General features: G+C 59.8%; 15 protein-coding genes. 3 read left to right on the top strand and 12 right to left on the bottom strand.

The features are described from left to right. Positions 1-26: 26 nt before the first annotated feature. Positions 27-767, bottom strand: coding sequence for an SDR family oxidoreductase (locus JQ848_RS16645; RefSeq protein WP_003440974.1), 741 nt, complete (start codon positions 765-767; stop codon positions 27-29). Between the two features lie 238 nt (positions 768-1,005). On the opposite strand from JQ848_RS16645, the gene JQ848_RS16640 reads away from it, so the two are divergent. After that, positions 1,006-1,767 (top strand): FadR/GntR family transcriptional regulator, encoded by a 762-nt coding sequence (locus JQ848_RS16640; RefSeq protein ID WP_003440976.1) that lies wholly within the window; start codon positions 1,006-1,008, stop codon positions 1,765-1,767. 9 nt (positions 1,768-1,776) lie between these two features. Here JQ848_RS16640 and JQ848_RS16635 read toward each other — a convergent pair whose 3' ends face one another. The 11 genes from JQ848_RS16635 to JQ848_RS16585 all read right to left on the bottom strand — a co-directional run bounded on the left by JQ848_RS16635 (position 1,777) and on the right by JQ848_RS16585 (position 14,559). Beyond that, positions 1,777-2,028, bottom strand: coding sequence for a hypothetical protein (locus tag JQ848_RS16635; protein WP_010655885.1), 252 nt, complete (start codon positions 2,026-2,028; stop codon positions 1,777-1,779). Between the two features lie 86 nt (positions 2,029-2,114). Next, positions 2,115-3,416, bottom strand: a complete 1,302-nt coding sequence (gene tcuC / locus JQ848_RS16630; protein WP_161718073.1) for an MFS transporter — start codon at positions 3,414-3,416, stop codon at positions 2,115-2,117. 47 nt (positions 3,417-3,463) lie between these two features. After that, a complete protein-coding gene (tcuB, locus tag JQ848_RS16625) occupies positions 3,464-4,621 on the bottom strand; it encodes a tricarballylate utilization 4Fe-4S protein TcuB (protein ID WP_003440982.1) in 1,158 nt (385 codons plus the stop codon). After that, positions 4,608-6,062: an FAD-dependent tricarballylate dehydrogenase TcuA gene (gene tcuA, locus JQ848_RS16620; RefSeq protein ID WP_003440983.1), complete on the bottom strand. Its 1,455-nt coding sequence runs from the start codon at positions 6,060-6,062 to the stop codon at positions 4,608-4,610. Before tcuA ends, tcuB begins: the two co-directional genes overlap by 14 nt. 142 nt (positions 6,063-6,204) lie before the next feature. After that, on the bottom strand, positions 6,205-7,140 hold the full coding sequence (locus JQ848_RS16615; RefSeq protein ID WP_003440985.1) for a LysR family transcriptional regulator: 936 nt from the start codon (positions 7,138-7,140) through the stop codon (positions 6,205-6,207). Positions 7,141-7,257: 117 nt separating this feature from the next. Continuing rightward, positions 7,258-8,550, bottom strand: a complete 1,293-nt coding sequence (locus JQ848_RS16610) for a histidine-type phosphatase (RefSeq protein WP_202210953.1) — start codon at positions 8,548-8,550, stop codon at positions 7,258-7,260. A 150-nt stretch (positions 8,551-8,700) separates the two neighbouring features. Continuing rightward, positions 8,701-10,005, bottom strand: coding sequence for a histidine-type phosphatase (locus tag JQ848_RS16605; protein WP_202210952.1), 1,305 nt, complete (start codon positions 10,003-10,005; stop codon positions 8,701-8,703). Between the two features lie 38 nt (positions 10,006-10,043). Beyond that, positions 10,044-10,769, bottom strand: coding sequence for an oligogalacturonate-specific porin KdgM family protein (locus JQ848_RS16600; RefSeq protein ID WP_178092389.1), 726 nt, complete (start codon positions 10,767-10,769; stop codon positions 10,044-10,046). Between the two features lie 208 nt (positions 10,770-10,977). After that, positions 10,978-12,354, bottom strand: coding sequence for an MFS transporter (locus JQ848_RS16595; RefSeq protein ID WP_202210951.1), 1,377 nt, complete (start codon positions 12,352-12,354; stop codon positions 10,978-10,980). 116 nt (positions 12,355-12,470) lie between these two features. Further along, positions 12,471-13,313, bottom strand: coding sequence for an inositol monophosphatase family protein (locus JQ848_RS16590; protein WP_003440998.1), 843 nt, complete (start codon positions 13,311-13,313; stop codon positions 12,471-12,473). Positions 13,314-13,461: 148 nt separating this feature from the next. Next, complete coding sequence (locus tag JQ848_RS16585) at positions 13,462-14,559, bottom strand: LacI family DNA-binding transcriptional regulator (protein WP_202210950.1); 1,098 nt, start codon at positions 14,557-14,559, stop codon at positions 13,462-13,464. A 319-nt stretch (positions 14,560-14,878) separates the two neighbouring features. Between JQ848_RS16585 and JQ848_RS16580 the strand changes: the two genes are divergently transcribed. Together JQ848_RS16580 and JQ848_RS16575 are read left to right on the top strand one after the other, a co-directional pair. Further along, entirely contained in the window at positions 14,879-16,120 is a 1,242-nt protein-coding gene (locus JQ848_RS16580) for a glutamine synthetase family protein (protein WP_177412990.1), read from the top strand. Between the two features lie 99 nt (positions 16,121-16,219). Beyond that, a complete protein-coding gene (locus JQ848_RS16575; protein WP_010655881.1) occupies positions 16,220-17,551 on the top strand; it encodes an MFS transporter in 1,332 nt (443 codons plus the stop codon). Positions 17,552-17,588: the final 37 nt, after the last annotated feature.

Raw genomic sequence — 17,588 nt, 5'->3', positions numbered from 1 at the left:
GCTCGCTCCTACAGGTGTGGAAGGGGCTAGTTGCTCCAGCCGCCATCGATGATTTGTGCGGTGCCGGTGGTGAAGCCGCTGGCACTGGAACCCAGATACAGCGCCAGCTGGGCGATTTCTTCGGCGCTGCCGATGCGGCCCATGGGCTGGCGTGCAGCGAAGGCGGCGTACACCTCGTCGACACTGCGGCCTTCGCGCAGGGCCTGTTCGCTGATGCGTTGACGCAGGGAAGGGGAGTCGACGGTGCCGGGGCAGATGGCGTTGCAGCGGATGTTCTGGCTCACAAAGTCAGCCGCCACCGAACGGGTCAGGCCAATCACGGCACCCTTGCTGGCGCAGTAGGCAAAACGGTTGGGCACGCCTTTGACGCTGGATGCCACCGACGCCATGTTGATGATCGAACCGCCGCCGTTACTCAGCATGCCCGGCAGGAAGGCGCGGATCATGCGGTACATGGCGGTGACGTTGAGGTCCAGGGCGAAGCTCCAGTCTTTTTCGCTGCACTGCAGGATATTGCCGCTGTGCACCACACCCGCACAGTTGAACAACACATCCAGCGGGCCAAGCTCACTGGCCAGGCGCTCGATGGCACCGGCATCGGTAACGTCTAAAAGAACAGGGTGCGCGCCTTCTAGGGCGTCGAGGGCGGCGGCATTGATGTCGGCGGCGAAGACTTCAGCGCCAGCGGCGAGGTATGCCTGGACACTGGCCAGGCCAATGCCCTGGGCGGCGGCCGTGATCAGCACGCGTTTGCCGGAAAGATCCATAGATGCTCCGTGTTGCAGTTCATTATTTTTATTTTGGCCCAATGGTCAGGCCATTGTGGGCGTAGCAAATGGCAAAACGACGCAAGTATCGGGATAAGGTTTGCTATGATCGCTTTACGTTATCCGTTCAATGGTCAGGCCATTGGGCCTTTTGTAGCATGCACCTCAAGCATCAACAAGCGTCTTTTTTCCCCAAAAGTGCTCGTCGAACGCTGTCCAGACCAGAGCTTATTTCACGATGCCATTTCAAGTAATTGATAACCAAAGACTTTATCGACAGATCGCCGATCAGTTGCGGGCCTTGATCGACAGCGGAGAATTTCCGCCGGGCAGCCGTTTGCCGGCCGAACGCGAGCTGGCCAAGTTGCTGGGGGTGAGCCGGGCTTCTGTGCGCGAGGCGATGATTGCGCTGGAAGTGATTGGTCTGGTGGATGTGCGTGTGGGTAACGGGGTGCTGGTATGCGAGCCGCCGGTACAAGCGGTATCCAATGAACCGGTGATGGCCCAGGTTACGCGCAACCAGTGGAAAGAACTGGACCCCGAGCTGGGTATCGAGGTGGATTTCAGTGCCGAGATCCCGCCCTTCGCCTTGCTCCAGGCGCGCCGTCTGATCGAACCCGAAGCCGCGGCACTGGCGGCGGTGAATGCCAGCGATGAAGAGCTGGCAGGCATCCGCGAAGCGTTCGAGCGCAACGTGCAGGACAACCGCCAGGACTCGCACACCCATCCCGGTGATCGCCTGTTCCATATCCGTATCGCCCAGGCCTCGGACAATCCGGCCTACGCGCTGATGATCCAGCACCTGCTGGGCCATCGTTACGGCAGCATGTTCCAGCGCCTGCAAAGTCATTACGGCTCAGGTGACATGCCCCATCGTTCCGAAGATGAGCACCGGCGAGTGCTGCAGGCGCTGGAGCAGCATGACCCGGCCGCTGCGCGTCAGGCGATGGCCGAGCATCTGGATGAAGTGATCCGGATTTTCAGTCGCAGCGCTCAGTAAGCGCCGTGATCACAGCCAGGATTCGCTGATACGCCGGTCCAGCTCTTCCAGATCAGCCATGCCCAGTACCCGGGTGGTGTTCAGGCCGCGCAGATAGCCCCTGAGCTGATTTGCGGTAGAGCGCACGACGTCCACAGGTGCATGTTCGTCGTGCAATGCCTCTTCATACACCACCAGGTATTCAGCTACCCGGTCGCGAAATTCAGGGAGTACTGCTTCACGGATACGGTCGAAAGTTCTGAGCTTTTGATTAGTGTTCAAGTTTCCCCCTGTGGGAGTGTTGTTATTAGATGCGAGCTCAATGTATCTCACGTGAGCGTATCTACACAGGGGGCACGGCTATTTGCTTATGCCGCGTTGAGCACCGGCGCTTTATGCTGACGATAGAGCGCCATCGTTGCGCAGAACCCGCAGAAGGCCGCGAACATCAGCCAGAACGCAGGTGATGCCTTGTCTCCGGTGGTTTGCACCAGGATGGTCGAGATAGCCGGGGTAAAGCCACCGAACAACGCGGTAGCCAGGCTGAAGGCCAGAGAGAACCCCACCACCCGCACGTTTTGCGGCATGACTTCGGTCAGGGCCGCCACCATTGCGCCGTTGTACAGACCAAAGAAGAACGAGAAGTACAGCAGCACGATGAGCAGCCGTTCAAAGCTCGCGGCTTCGGCCAGCCAGTGCATGGCCGGGTAGGCGGTCAGCATGCACAGCAGGGAAATGCCCAGCAGCAAGGGCCGACGGCCGATCTTGTCGGAGAGCGCACCGCCAATGGGCAACCAGATGAAGTTGCTCAGGCCGACGAACAGGGTCACCACCAGACTGTCGGTGGTGCTCAGGTTGAGCACGGTTCTGCCGAAGGTCGGGGTATAGACCGTGATCAGGTAGAAGGTGGTAGTGGTCATGGAAGCCAGCAGGCCGCCCGCCAGTACGGTCCGCCAGTTATCACGCATGGAGCGGAACACTTCACGGGTACTCGGATGGTGGCGTCGGGCTTTGAAGTCTTCGGTTTCTTCCAGCGAACGGCGAATGACGAAGATGAACGGGATAATCGCGCAGCCGATGAAGAACGGAATGCGCCAGCCCCAGGCGGCAATTTCGGATGCCTCCATATAGGTATTGATCGAGTATCCCAGAGCGGCGGCCAGAATGATCGCCACCTGCTGACTGGCTGATTGCCAGCTGGTGTAGAAACCGGTACGCCCGGGTGTGGCGATTTCAGCCAGATAAACCGAAACACCGCCCATTTCTGCACCCGCAGAAAATCCCTGCAGCAGCCGTCCCAGCAACACCAGAATCGGTGCGGCAATGCCGATGCTGGCGTAGCCCGGCACCAGTGCAATCAGTACCGTGCCCGCGGCCATGATCGACAGCGTTACGATCAACCCTTTACGCCGCCCCACTTTGTCGATGTAGGCACCCAGAATGATGGCGCCCAGCGGGCGCATCAAAAAGCCGGATCCAAAGACTGCAAAGGTCATCATCAGCGAGGCAAATTCGCTGGTCGCCGGAAAGAAGGTCCTGGAGATATAGGTGGCGTAAAAGCCGAACAGGAAGAAGTCGAACTGTTCGAGGAAGTTACCGCTGGTGACCCGCAAAATGGCGCCCAGCTTGGACCCCTTTTTGCGGCTTGTTTCTGTTGTTGTTTTCATCATGGCTACCGTCTTGCTGGATATTGTTATTGGAATGAGTGCTTCTGGTGTCAGTCGCTTGCCGCGTTGATCGGGTTTGGCTGGCGCTTTTCGATGGCGTATTTGAGCAGTGCTGCGCTGCGGAAGATGCCGTGTGCAAATTTGCTGTACGGCATGGTCAGGAAGAACGCCATGACCAGGCCGAGATGGATCGCCAGAGCCAGCCCCAGGCCGCTGGTTTCACGCAGGGCGAGTAACGCCAGGCCGCTGGCACTGATCAACAGCAGCAGTGCGATAAAGCCGCGGTCCATGGGTTTTTGCTGCTCGTCGCCCTGATCCGGATGACGGCGCAGGTTCAGCCACAACAACCCGGCGGGGCCGACCAGCAGGCCAAGCCCACCGACAATCCCCAGCATCACGGGCAGGCTGAACACGGGATACGGAGCCGACCAGTGCAGGACAAAGTGATAGAGGGTGGCGACGCCGGTCGCTGCGAAGCACAGCAGGAAGCCGTAGAAGGTCAGGTGGTGGAAGCGCCGACGCCACAGGGTGAAAGCGTCGTCGCTATTGTTGCAGCCCTCGCCATGCCCGCCGTCCAGATACTTGAGCCGGGCAACGCTGGACGTCGCCTCAAGGGCCGCTGAGGTTTTAAGCCCCAGGCTGGCACTGGCAGGTGATACATCGCGCCAGAAGCGGCGTACGCCCAGGGTCAGGGCAAGCACTGCAAAGCCGAACACCGGCCCGAACATCAATGCCAGTGTGTTGTGCGGGAAAATTCCGTAGAAATTGCCCCCGGGCATAGCGGTAAAGAGATTGCCCATCACCAGCAGCATGAGGCACAGAAATAGCGTCAGCCCCGCCGCAGTGGCCAGAGCCAGGGTCAGGCCGTTGCGCTGATACAAAGTGCCCAGGGCCTTGGGCCAGGCGTATTCGGCGTAGGTGTCCAGGCGTACCTTGGCCATGGCCTTGGGTATATTGATTGCGAATTCGTGGGGAGCTGCGTATTGGCAGGCATGCAGGCACGCACCACAGTTGTGGCAAAGATTGGCCAGGTAGTGGATATCGGCCTGGCCAAACTCAAGACGCCGGGTCATGGCCGGAAACACCGCGCAGAAGCCCTCGCAGTAACGGCAGGAGTTGCAGATCGCCAGCTGGCGCTGGACTTCGGTTTCATCAAGGTTCAATACCGGGATCAATTCGCCGGATGCCTTGGGATCAAACAGTTGCATGTCGAGATTCCGATATCGTGGAGGAAGGGCCATAGCCCACGGAGGCGGCGGCCTGGACGCCGGCAATACGCCCGAACGCAGTACCGATGGCCATGCCGATACCCGCGGTGTAGCCCTTGCCCAGCACGTTGCCGGCCATCATTTCGCCGGCAACGAACAGGTTGGGGCTGGGCTCGCCATTGAAATGCACGGCAGCGGTTTCGTCGGTGGCAAGGCCCAGATAGGTGAAGGTAACGCCCGGTTTGAGCGGATAGGCATAGAACGGTGGTTGCACCAGCGGCCGTGCCCAATGGGTTTTGGCCGGGGTCAGCCCCCGGGTGTGGCAATCGTCCAGCGCGGTGTGGTCGAAGGTGCCGACGTGACAGGCCTGGTTGTAGTCCTCCACGGTTTTCACGAACGCAGCCTGGGGCAGCTGCAACTGGCGGGCCAGATCCTCAAGGGTGTTGGCCCGGGTACCGGGGAAGACCGGCGGCATGAAGCGACCGATGGCCTGCTGGTCGATGATCGAGTACGCCTGCTGACCCGGTTGACCCGCCACCAGCCGTCCCCAGATGGCATAGCGCTTGGGCCAGAAATCTTCGCCCTCATCGTAGAACCGCTCGCCGTCACGGTTGACGACCACACCCAGGGATACGCAATCGATGCGCGTGCAAATACCGCCGTCATACAGGGGGGCGCGAGCATCAATGGCGACCATGTGCGCCTGGGTCGGATCGCCGATGCCATCAGCACCGTGATCAAGCATGCGCCGCAGCAGGATACCGGTGTTGAACCGTGTGCCACGGATCAGGAAGTTGTCCGAAGGCCATTCCCCCCGTTCATTCTGCCCCCAGGCTTCGCGCAGCCATTCGCGGTTGGACTCAAAGCCGCCAGCTGCCAGTACGCAGGCCCGGGCTTCAATGCGTTGCGCGGCCACGGCCTGGCCATCGACCTCATGGGCGCCAATGTGGGCGGCGATAAATTTGCCGTCCTTGAGCTCAATGTCGGTCACTTGCGTGTTGTAGCGGATCTCGACGCCCAGGCGTTCGGCACTGCGGAAATAGGCATTGACCAGGGCTTTACCTCCGCCCATGAAAAAGGCGTTGGTCCGCGCCACATGCAGCGCGCCTGATAGCGGCGGTTGAAAATGCACGCCGTGGGAGCGCATCCAGTCGCGGCAGGTGGACGACGCACGAATGGCGATTCGGGCCAGCTTCTCATCGGTGATACCGCCGGTGACCTTCAGCAGGTCTTGCCAGTATTCCTCTTCGGGATAGGCATCGATCAGCACATCCTGAGGAGCATCGTGCATGCAGCGCAGGTTACGCGTGTGTTGTGAATTGCCGCCTCGCCATACTTTGGGCGAGGCTTCAAGCAGCATGACGCTGGCGCCGGCTTCCCGAGCCATCAGTGCGGCACACAGGGCTGCATTGCCGCCACCTATGATGAGTACATCGATCATTATTTCTCCTCGGTTCCCAAGGCAGCCGGAGCAAAGTGCGCCTTGCAAAGGAGGGAGAAGGTAGGTGACAGCGCAAAGCGCCGAAAGACGGGATTCGACGCGGGGTGTTTAGTTTTATTAAAGGGTTGGCCGGTTCGGGTTGCTAGCCGCTGGCGGTTTCAACCAGGGTTGCGCCGGGCCACTGCTGATCGAGCACCAGTTTTTTTGCCACCTCTACCATCACCAGCCGCGTGGCCAGCGCCGCCGGGGACAGTTCGTCATCGGCCAGGGTCGCCAGAAGATTACGCCGGCCCACATGGGGATCAGTGATTTGCACCAGTGAAAGCCCGGACTCGCCTTTAAGCGCCGCTGCCGCGCCGGGTTGAATCGTGGCGGCATGCCCGGCCCGCACGGCGTTCATCAAGATTGCCAGACCATCGACTTCCATCACGATATTGGGGGTGATCCCCGACCGCTCAAAGGCCGTCATCAAGGTTGAACGCAGCCCGTGTTGCGAACTCGGCATCACCAGCGGCAAGCCCCCCAGATCGGCTATCTGCACGCCATCACCGCGAGGAGCATTGGGCAATTGGGGTGAGGCGATGACAAACAGCTTTTCATCCAGCAGGGGGGTGATGCTCCAGCGCTTCCCGCCTTCGAGCTGAAACAGGATGGCCAGGTCGATCTGGCGGGCATTGAGCTGCGTGGCCAAATGGCCCGACAGCATTTCCACCAGATGCAACTGAATGTCCGGATAGCGCTCACGCATCGCATTGATCAAGGGCAGCGCGAGCACGGTAGCCGTGGTCGGGGCCAGGCCGACGCTGACGTACCCGCTCATACGACCGCGATGGGCAGCCATCACGGCGTTTTCCGCCTGACGCAGGGTCAGTTGGGCGTGATGTAAAAAGGCAACACCGGCGCTGGTGGGGGTGACGCCGGTGGAGGTGCGATTCAGCAGGCGGGTCGACAGCTCGTTTTCGAGCCTGGAGACTTGCTGGCTCAGGGCCGAAACCCCGACCTCCAGCTCCAGGGCGGCACGTCCAAGACTGCCCAGTTCAACAATCTTTACGAAATAGCGCAGTTGCCTCAACTCCAAACGATACCGCTCCCCTCAAATGCTGATTCAGACGCCGGGAAATGCCTGGCGAGTCGCGCCGCTATTGTGCCCATCCCGGGTTCAACGCAGAAAGCGACTTTTACCCCAGGCCGCCGGTTATTGGAAGCTGTAAGGCGTGAGCGCGGTCGGATCAATGTTCTGATCGACTTTCAGCAGCGCCTCTTTGAGCGGGCACAGCAGGCCGACGCTGGTTTTGCGGCAGTCTTTGGCGCTGGCGAAATCACCCTTGAGCGGTTTTTCGGCACCGGCCAGCCGGGTCAGGTTGCGGATCTGATCCATCGACTGGGCTTCAAAGGCGATGCGCAAAAAGTACTCGCCGGTTTTGACTTCCCGGTAACGCTCGAACTGCAGGGTGCCCACCGGCGGGATGTTGTTTTCCAGATAGTCACCCAGTTTCCAGCCGAAGCCGAGCATGGTGCGCAGGTACGAGATGTTGGTGTCATGGGCCACCAACAGCATCAGCGGTACATCGGGCGGGGTGCCTGGGGCATCTTTTTTGGCGAAGGAGGTGCCTTGCTTGAGCTCCAGGGAAATCTGGTTCATCAGCTCGGATGCGCCACGGCTGGCGATATAGGGGATGTCATTGAGGAAGTCGTATTTGGCTTTGGTCAGTACCATCAGGCTCGACACTTCGGCCGGGGTGCGGGCATTACCGAAGGCGACCTTGTCCAGCGGCAGGCCCTGGCTGTACTCCAGGCGGAACACTTCGCCCATGTTGGCCCCGGCGCTCAGGCCCTTGATCGAGAAGCGGCCCTTGGCATTTTCTTCGAGCACCCAGGGCTGTTTGCCGTACGGGCAATCAGCACCCGGCAAGCAGGCCACTTCCCGGAGTTTTTCTTCATAGGGTTTGTAGCGTGCCTGGGCGGCTTCGATGCTGCCCCCCAGGGCTTTGAATATGCCGGCCTTGGCTTTGTCCGGGTCGAGTGCGGCAAATGGCATTTCATTGGCCTGGAACAGGGCGTCCTGTTTGCCTGCAACGTAGGTCGGCTGGAAACCGCAACCGGGGAACATGCCGTCGAGCAAGGCCTGGGCCGTGGCTTTGGTGCGTTGCAGGGGGCTAGCATGGACCAGCAGTTGGCTGGCGTCCGGGCAGCCTTTGGGGATCAGCCCGGCAGTGCGCAGCACCTGGCCCCGGTAGCGGCCCATTTCCACGGCGCCGGTGTAGCCGTGACCGGTCAGGTTGCCCAGGGGCACCAGCCAGGTAGGCCATTGGCGTTGGGTGACGCTGGTGAGCAGTTTTTCATTGGACTCGGTAGGCGGGCGGACTCCGTGGCGGCTGACCTGTACCACTTTATCCAGGACGTAGCCGTCACTGGATGGCGTTTGGGCAAAGGCTGGCGGGCTGAGCATGCCGGCCAGCAGCAGGCTGGCATAGAGCGAGGTCTTCATGGGTTTTCCTTTTAGTCTTCCTGGACACAATGGGCGCAGAGTCTAGTCGGCTAATGACTCAAGTACGGTGAATCCTGTAGTCGCTGCCAAAGGTTGCGATAAGGGCCCAAGGACCTTCGTCTCTGTCCGGCCCCATCGCAGCCTGCGGGTTTATGGGTAGCGCGCTGTGGTCATCGCTGTGCGGTCAATGGCTTTGCTCAGGTTGCTGGCAAAACTCTCCAGCGGGCACAGGGTGCCAACCGCGGTTTTCTTGCAGCCGGGCTGTTCGAAGTCCACCTGCAGCGGCGGGTTGTTGCCGGTCAGCGGGGTCAGGTTGCGGATCTGATCCGGTGACTGGGTCACGAAGGTGGTCCTGATGAAGCGTTCGCCACTGTTGGTATCGCGATAGCGTTCAAAGGCCAGGGTGCCGGTGGGCGGGATGTTGCCGGGCTGGTACTCGCCCAGGGCCCAGTGAAAACCGAGCATGGTGCGCAAGTGCGAGAGGTTGGTGTCGTGGGCGACAATCACCAGTAACGGGGCTTTGGGCGGATTGCCCAGCGGGTCGGATTTTTCCAGTGCGGTGCCTTGTTCCAGTGCCAGCAGCAGCTGGTTCATCAACTGCGAACCACCGCGTTTGGCAATGTGCGGCGTGTCATTGACGAAGTCGTACTTGGCGCGGTGCAGTCGGGTCAGGGCCATCACCTGTTTGGCGTTGGCGGCATGGCCGAAAGCGACTTCGGACAAAGGTTTGCCTTCGCTGTATTGCAGGCGAAAGGTTTCGCCCAGGGATGACGCCTTGTCCAGGCCCTTGATCTTCAGACGCCCCTCATCATTCTGTTTAAGCACCCATTCGGCTTCGTAGAACGGGCATGGTTTGCCTTCGATACAGGCTGCGGCCTTGAGCAGGTCCAGGTCCGGTTGCAGTCGGGCCTTCGCCGCCTGCAGGTCACCGCCCAGGGCCTTGAGGATTTCACCTTTGGCGATCACCGGATCGATGCGGGCAAAGTCCATCTTGTCGGTCTGGAACAGCGGGTCGAGTTTTTCCGTGCTGGCCAGGGCCTTTTGTCCGCAGCCGGGGAACATGCCGTCGAGCAATGCGCCAGCGGTGGCGCGGGTACGCTGTTTGGGGCTGGACAAGGTGTACACCGTGGCGGTGTCCGGGCAACCCGCCGGGAGCAACCCGGCCTGACGATAGTGCCCGGCCTGCCAGGCGCCCATCAGGCTGGCTGCCAGATAGCCGTGGCCGGTGAGTTCGCCGTCACGCACCAGCCAGGTGGGCCACTGGCGCCGGGTGGCGTCCACCAGTTTTTGCGTGTCGGTCTGCGGGCGTACGCCGTGGCGGCTGACCTGCACGGCTTTTTCCATTACGTAGTGGCCGTTGTCCTGGGCGTGGGCAATCTGGGGGGCGCTGATGCTCAGGGCCGCCGTCAGCAGCGGGCCGCTGAGGCGAAAAAGGGCCGAAAGAGAAACGTTCATTCACAGTCTCCTGGAGGGGGTTGCAGGGGGGCGCGCGATCAGAATTTGTATTTAAAGCCCACGCGATAGCGGGCCTGGCGCTCGTCGGTGTCTTTGTCGACGTACACGTCGGCCACTTCAAAGTAAGGAATAAACCGGTGGGTCACTTTGTAGTCGATGACGAACTTGTTGCTGTAGTTACGCTTCTTGCCGTCAAACGCTATCTGGTTGCTGTAAATCTCTTTGCGCGCTATGCCGATGGACATCCGGTCGGTTCGGTACTTGCCGCCCAATGACCAGACGTTGTCCCTTTTGCTTTCCTTGCCGTCATCTTTATAGGTGGTGACCTTGTAGTAGTAACCGGGGATCACGGAAAAACTGTTGTTCAACTCGTAGGGGAACTTGAACGCCGGTTTATAGGACTTTTTATCCTTGCCCTGGGAGTAGGTGAACTTGGGTTTGAACTTCAGGCGCTTGGTGAGTTTGTGTGAATACTTGACCTTGCCTTTCAGGGAATCCTTGGTCATGTGTTCAAACGGCTGGCCGGGCTGACCGTTTTCCTTGACTGCGGGGCTGGCAACCATCTGGAAGGAGAACGCCAGGCCATTGTCCAGGGCCTGGGTGATCATCACCTTGTCGGTGTGGTCGCGATCCTTTTCGTTGTACTGATGCTGGTAGTCCAGATCCAGTGCGTGGGACGCAGTGGGCATCAGCATGAGCGCGCCTTCCAGTGCGGTGAAGCACAGGGCGGCGATCAGACCGTTGTAGCGACCGGGTTTGCACACGTGTGCATTCCGCGGCGAAAAAAAAGATGTGTTCAGGGCTTCATTCAATGGATAGGTCATCTTGTTTGCTCGTTTATTGTTGTTGTTAGTTCCAAGACACGGCGGTATTGCTCTTGGGAAACACACAACTCCTTGCTGGCCAGTCGCCAACTATGCGGGATGAATGTTGCAGGTATATGTCACTTTTTGTTTCAGGATCAAGAGCGGTTTAAATCTTTGCCGGTTCAGCAAAGGCTGCTGTTTTACCCATAGGCGGTTGTGTGCGCTTTTGGATATACAGGGCAAACAGGGCGGTCATGAGCACCGAGATCAGCGAGGCACTGACCCAGAAGATCGACAGGGTCTGGAATTGATAGACCTTGCTGCCATTGCTCAACACCGTAGTGCCGTGCTCGATCAGTACGCCGGTAAGAATTTCTCCTGCTGCAGCGCCGCCATAGCTGGCGATACCGATCATGCCCAGCGCAGCGCCGGAAGCGCTTTTGGAGGCAATGTCAGTGGCCATCAGGCCGCCGAGGAAACACAGCAGAGCCCCCATCGACAGACCGAAGAACATCATGGCCGTAGCATCCAGCCAATAGTGGCCGGCCGGAACGAACAGGAATGCGGCCAGCGACGCGGTGTTCATCAAGCCGAAGATCATCGCCAGGGCATTGCGCTTGCCGTTGAAGAAACGGTCCGAAATCAGCCCGCTCAGGCCGGTACCGATAATCCCGAAAACCCCGGTAATGGAGATCAGTGTCGAGGCGCTGAGGGTGTTGTAGGTCTTGGCGTTTTCCAAGAAGAACACGCCCCAGGAAATCACTGCATAGCGCCCGATGTACATCAGGCAAGAGGCCAGGGCGAGCAGCCACAGGGCCGGGTTTTTCAGCAGTTCCAGCTGTTTGCCGAAGATGCTCGGCCCCGTCTTGTCATGGGGTTCAGGGGCTTGTACCGGGGGGAAGCCGCAACTTTGTGGCGAGTCGGCCATAAAAAAGTAAATCAGGGCCAGCCCCGCCAGGCCCATCAGGGTGGCGAGCCAGTAGCCGAACTGCCAGCCCCAGGTCACCACCACAGCGGCCACGGCCACGTAGGTCAAGGCTTCGCCCAGGCTATGGGCAATCGACCAGAAGCCATAGAAGGTTCCGCGTTCCTTGTCGGTGTACCAGCGCGACAGCGAGACCACGCACGGCCCGACCCCCATGGATTGGGCCCAGCCATTGAGGCCCCAGATCAGGGTCAGAATGATGGTGTTGGTGGTCATGCCCATGCAGGCATTGACGATGGCGCTGAGCAGCAGGCCCAGCATCATGAAGCGGCGCACATTGGAGTGATCGGCCAGAAAGCCGTTGACCAGTTTGCCGATGGCATAGGCGAAGAACAGCGCCGAGCCGATGATGCCCAGTTGGGTGGGGCTCAGAATGTTGTTCGATACCAGTGCCGGCTTGACCACGTTGAACGAGAGGCGACACACGTAGAACAAGGCGTAGCTCAGTGACATGGATATAAAGGTCTGCCAGCGCAAAACCCTGAACCTTTGCATGTCCTGGCTGGGGATACCCTCGCGGGCAGGTGCAGCCTTGAAGGCATTGAGTAGAGATTTCATGGCGCAAGATTTCCTGTTTTTGTTTTTCTAGGGGCCTGCTTGTAAAACCTTTTCTGGATCTGTCCGGTACAGCCTGATTGATCTGACTTGCCGGGTTGAGCCTGCAGCCACAGCAGTCAGCTGTTCAGAGAAGGCCCGATCATACGGGCCAGTGCCGGGTACAGCTGAGGCGCGGCCACCAGTAGCGGGTTGCCTTCGATCAGGCCCCGGTCCTTTAAAAAGTCACTGCATTGACCGCCGGCTTCGCTGACCAGTACCAGACCGGCAAGGCAATCCCAGCTGTTGATATGGGTTTCGTAGTAACCGAGCAGGCGCCCGGCGGCGACGTAGGCGATCATTAATGCACCCGAACCATTACGAATGAACATTCCGCCTTCATCCAGCAGCTGTTTGATGAATGGCAGAAAGTGTTCCTTGCCCCGTCGATGGGAGGTACCGACTCCGGTTACGCCCAGGGTCAGATCGACAGCCGGGTTGACCACGATGGGGGTCTGGTTGACGTAGGCGCCCAGGCCTTTGCAGGCATGGAACAGTTCGTCGTGGTTGGCGTCGGCCACGGCGCCCAGGCTGGGCACGCCATCCACCAGCAAGCCGATGGACACACACCAGGTGTGCAGGCCGTTGACGAAGCAGCTGGTGCCATCAATCGGGTCGACCACCCAGATGCAGCGTGCCTGCAAATCGCTGCCACCGGTTTCTTCGCCGAGAAAGCCATCTTCGGGGAAGTGTTGGGCCAATTGCCCCTTGATGAAATCTTCCAGTTCGCGGTCGGCCATACTGACCACGTCCTGGCCAACACCGTCCTTGTGCGCGACTTCCAGGGTTTCGCGCTGGCGATAGTATTCAAGCCCCAGCTGCGCCGCCTGTACGGCGATGCGCTGGGCTTGCAGGTAGCGATGTTCGAGGGCCAGCGGCTGGTTTGGGTCGAGGTCCAGATGAGCAGTGAGGGTTGCCGGCATGCTTTTTTCCTTGGATTGCACACGTGTGCAATCTGCTGTTTAAAAAAAGTGAATGGACCTTTTTGCCTTGGGGCGGGCAGGGGGCGATTCACTGTTGGGGCTAATACAACACGAAACAAAAATTCAATTCAATATAAAAATAAAACAATTATTCCACTGTGCTGCCGCGACGAACCAGAGACACCGCAATAGAGCCGTGCAGGCCACAGTGCTGAAAATTTTTGCGACGGGCGACAATTGCGGCTACCGCGCTTTTTGCCAGTTCACTGCTGTTCTGGCGCAGGGTGGTGAGGTTGTAGGCCAGGTGCGCAGCCTGGGGAATATCGTCGAAACCTATGACTTGCACGTCGTTCGGCACCGATAACTGCAACTTGTAACGCAGCCCGTCCAGCGCGCCCAGGGCCAGCATGTCGGTGGCACAGAACAGGGCGTCCGGTCGCTCGCGGCCGCTGAACAATTGTTGTACGGCGCCAAGTCCGCCGTCATAGCTGGGCGCTGCATCCAGAACCGCGACCGGACTCAGGCCCGCTTCGGCGAGCCGGTCGCGAAAGCCTTCCCAGCGTTCGCGGCTACTGAAGTTGTTTTGCCCCTGGCCGATGAAGGCCAGGCGTCTGGCGCCACCGGCGAGCAGGGTGGCCGCTGCCAGGCGGCCGCCGCCGCGGTTGTCGCTGCCGATTACCTCGGCGCCTTCCAGTTCGTGTCCGCGGTTGATCATGGCCACCGGGATCTGGTGTTTCAGGTAATGCTGAACCACCGACAGCGGCGGTGATGCCGAGGTCAGAATCACCCCGGCAATCTGGTAGCTGAGCAGTTCGTGCAGTGACTGTTCGAGTTGCCGCGGGTCATCGGCGTTCATCAACAGTGGCATCAACCCCTGTTTGTTCAGCGCCTCGGTGATCGGACTGAGCAGGCTGGCCCGAAACGGGCTTTCAAAACCTGCGGTGACCACGCCGACGAAATTGCTGTAGCCCTTGTTCATGGTGCGGGCGATCAGATTGACCTGGTAACCCAGGGCCCGGGCCGCAGCCATGACCTTGTCGCGGGTAAGCGGCGACACGCTGGCGCCCGGGGTGAAGGTGCGTGAAACCGCTGAACGGGAGACTCCGGCATGGCGCGCGACGTCGTGGGCGGTGATCAAGTGAGTGTCGTCTTTAGGCATGCCGGGCACTGCGAAGAAAAATAGAATCGCCACCCTAATGGCTTGTGTTGCCGTTGCATAGGTATCGGCGTTTTTTCGCGCAATCACGCTCTACGTCGTTGCGGTCAAGGAACAAAGACTGCGAGGGCAGATTCAGCGAGCTGAACATCTGAAGGCCTGCGGCCCTTATCGCAGCCCTCGTTCCTCGGCAGCGACTACGAGGGTATTCCAGGAATTGTTCGGCGACTGCTTGAAATCCCGAACGGGTGGTGCGTATTTTGTACGGATTGCCGTTCGCGGCCCGTACCACAACAAGGAAAGTGTCATGACGACCGATGACCAGCGCTCTCTCGCACAGCGATTGACCGGCATTGACGAGATTGAATGTGTGACTGCCGATTTGAACGGCGTTCCCCGGGGCAAGGTAATGACTGCAGCGGGGTTCCTCGAAGGGCGGCGTTTGCAAATGGCCCGGGGGGTGTTGCTGCAATGCATCATGGGCGGTTATCCCGAGGCGCGCTTTTACGGCAGCGATGATGGCGATCTGGCACTGGTGCCTGACCCGGCCCACATCTATCCCTTGCCCTGGAGCCAGCAACCCCGGGCGCTGGCCATTTGCGACGCGGATGAATTCAGCGGTGAAAGCTCGCGTTTGTCGACCCGTGGCCAGTTGAAGGCGGTCATCGCCCGTTATGCCGCTCGCGGCCTGGCGCCGGTGGTGGCGACAGAGCTTGAGTTCTTTGTGTTCGCGCCCAACCCCGATCCGACCCAGCCGTTCCGTCCGCCGGTGGGTCTGGACGGTCGTCGCGAAGACGGTTTTTCGGCGTTCAGCATCAGTTCCAATAACGGTCTGCGGCCGTTCTTCAATGAAGTCTATGAGTGCATGGCGGCACTGGGCTTGCCCCGTGACACCTTCATGCACGAAATGGGCGTCAGCCAGTTCGAGATCAACCTGCTGCATGGCGATCCGCTGCTGCTGGCCGACCAGACCTTTTTGTTCAAGCACCTGCTTAAAGAAGTTGCACTCAAACATGGCCTGACCGTGGTGTGCATGGCCAAGCCCCTGGCGCACACGGCCGGCAGCTCGATGCATATTCACCAAAGTGTGGTGGAACTGGGCAGCGGACGTAATGTGTTCAGCGATGAGGCGGGGCAGCCGACCGCTACCTTCCGTCATTTTATCGGCGGACAACAGGCGGGCATGGCCGACTTTACGGCGCTGTTTGCGCCGAACGTCAACTCCTATCAGCGCCTGTGCCACCCTTATGCATCGCCGAACAATGCCTGCTGGTCCCATGACAACCGTGCCGCAGGGTTGCGGATTCCGGCCAGTTCACCGGTCGCCCGGCGAGTCGAAAACCGCTTGCCGGGGGCAGACGCCAACCCCTATCTGGCGATTGCCGCGAGCCTTGCGGCGGGCCTGTACGGGATTGAAAACGAGCTGGAGCCGACGGCTGCGATCCAGGGTGAATTCGAAGTGCCGGATTCTTTGTCCCTGCCATGTACCTTGCATGCCGCCCTTGAGCGTCTCAAACGCAGTCACTTGGCGATTGAACTGTTCGGTAAGGAGTTCATCGAAGGTTACATTGCGTCCAAGACCCTGGAACTCACCAGCTTCTATGATGAAATCACCCCCTGGGAGCGTCGTGTATTGGCGGCTCAGGCTTAATCGTTCAAGCGCCTGCCACTTGGCATGAGCGTTTGACACTGTGGCCGCCGGCTATCGAAGGATTGCCGGCGGCCCGCACACGGAGCTGCACGGAACGCCATGCACCAAATCTGGAAGTCTTTTCGCGCCCTGTATTTTGCTTCGCTGATGATGTTGATCGGCTCGGGGCTTTTGAGCACCTATCTTGCCCTGCGCCTGGCTGCCGACGATGTCGACGGCTTGTGGATCGGCGCATTGATGGCGGCCAACTATTTTGGTCTGGTGCTGGGCGGCAAGATCGGTCACCGGCTGATTGCCCGTGTCGGTCATATCCGGGCCTATGCCACCTGCGCCGGTATCGTCGGGGCAGCAGTCCTGTGCCACGGCCTGACGGACTGGTTGCCGATATGGTTGCTGCTGCGGGTGATCGTCGGTCTGGGCATGATGTGCCAGTACATGGTCATCGAAAGCTGGCTCAACGAGCAGGCTGATGCCAAGCAGCGTGGGGTGGTGTTCAGTCTGTACATGATCGCTTCCTACCTGGGTCTGGTACTCGGCCAGCTGGTACTGGTGATTCATCCGGCCCTGGGCCCTGAATTGCTGATGCTGGTGGCGTTGTGTTTTGCCCTGTGCCTGGTGCCCGTGGCCATGACCCGGCGGATTCACCCGGCGCCGCTGCACCCGGCACCGATGGACCCGAAATTTTTTATGAAACGGGTACCGCAGTCATTGATTGCGGTACTGGGCGCCGGCTCGCTGGTCGGCTCCTTTTACGGCCTGGCGCCGCTGTATGCGTCGCAGCAAGGGCTGTCCACCGAACTGGTCGGCCTGTATATGGGCTGCTGCATTTTCGCCGGCCTGCTGGTGCAGTGGCCGCTGGGCTGGCTGTCGGACCGTTATGACCGGCCTTTGCTGATCCGGATCTTTGCCTTGATCCTGGCGGTGGTTTCATTGCCGCTGGCAATCCTGCCTTCAGTGCCGCTGCAAGTGTTGTTTGCAGCAGGTTGCCTGAGTGCGCTGGTGCAGTTCTGTATTTACCCGCTGGCTGTGGCGTTTGCCAACGACCACATTGAAGGCGAGCGCCGGGTTTCGCTGACAGCCATGCTGCTGGTGACCTACGGCATTGGCGCGAGCATCGGCCCTCTGGTGACCGGGGTGCTGATGAAACTGTTTGGCAGCCATATGCTCTACGCGTTTTTCAGCGTTGCGGGGTTACTGCTGGTTTGGCGCATACGGCCGAATGCGGTCACCAACCTGCACCAGGTCGACGATGCGCCTCTGCATCACGTTGCCATGCCTGACAGCATGTCCAGCTCACCGCTGGTGGCAGCGCTTGACCCGCGGGTGGATGAGCAGGTGGTGCAGGATCAGATGGTGGACAACATCGCGCCGGAGCCTGAACCTGAGCCTGAAACCGGGCGTTCAGAACCTGAAACCAGGCCTGAGCCCTGAAGGCAGGAGCGAGCTGACTGTAGGAGCGAGCTTGCTC

This window comes from Pseudomonas paraversuta, from assembly GCF_904067025.1.
Taxonomy (GTDB): domain Bacteria; phylum Pseudomonadota; class Gammaproteobacteria; order Pseudomonadales; family Pseudomonadaceae; genus Aquipseudomonas; species Aquipseudomonas paraversuta.
This window is presented reverse-complemented; position numbering and strand designations above follow the sequence as displayed.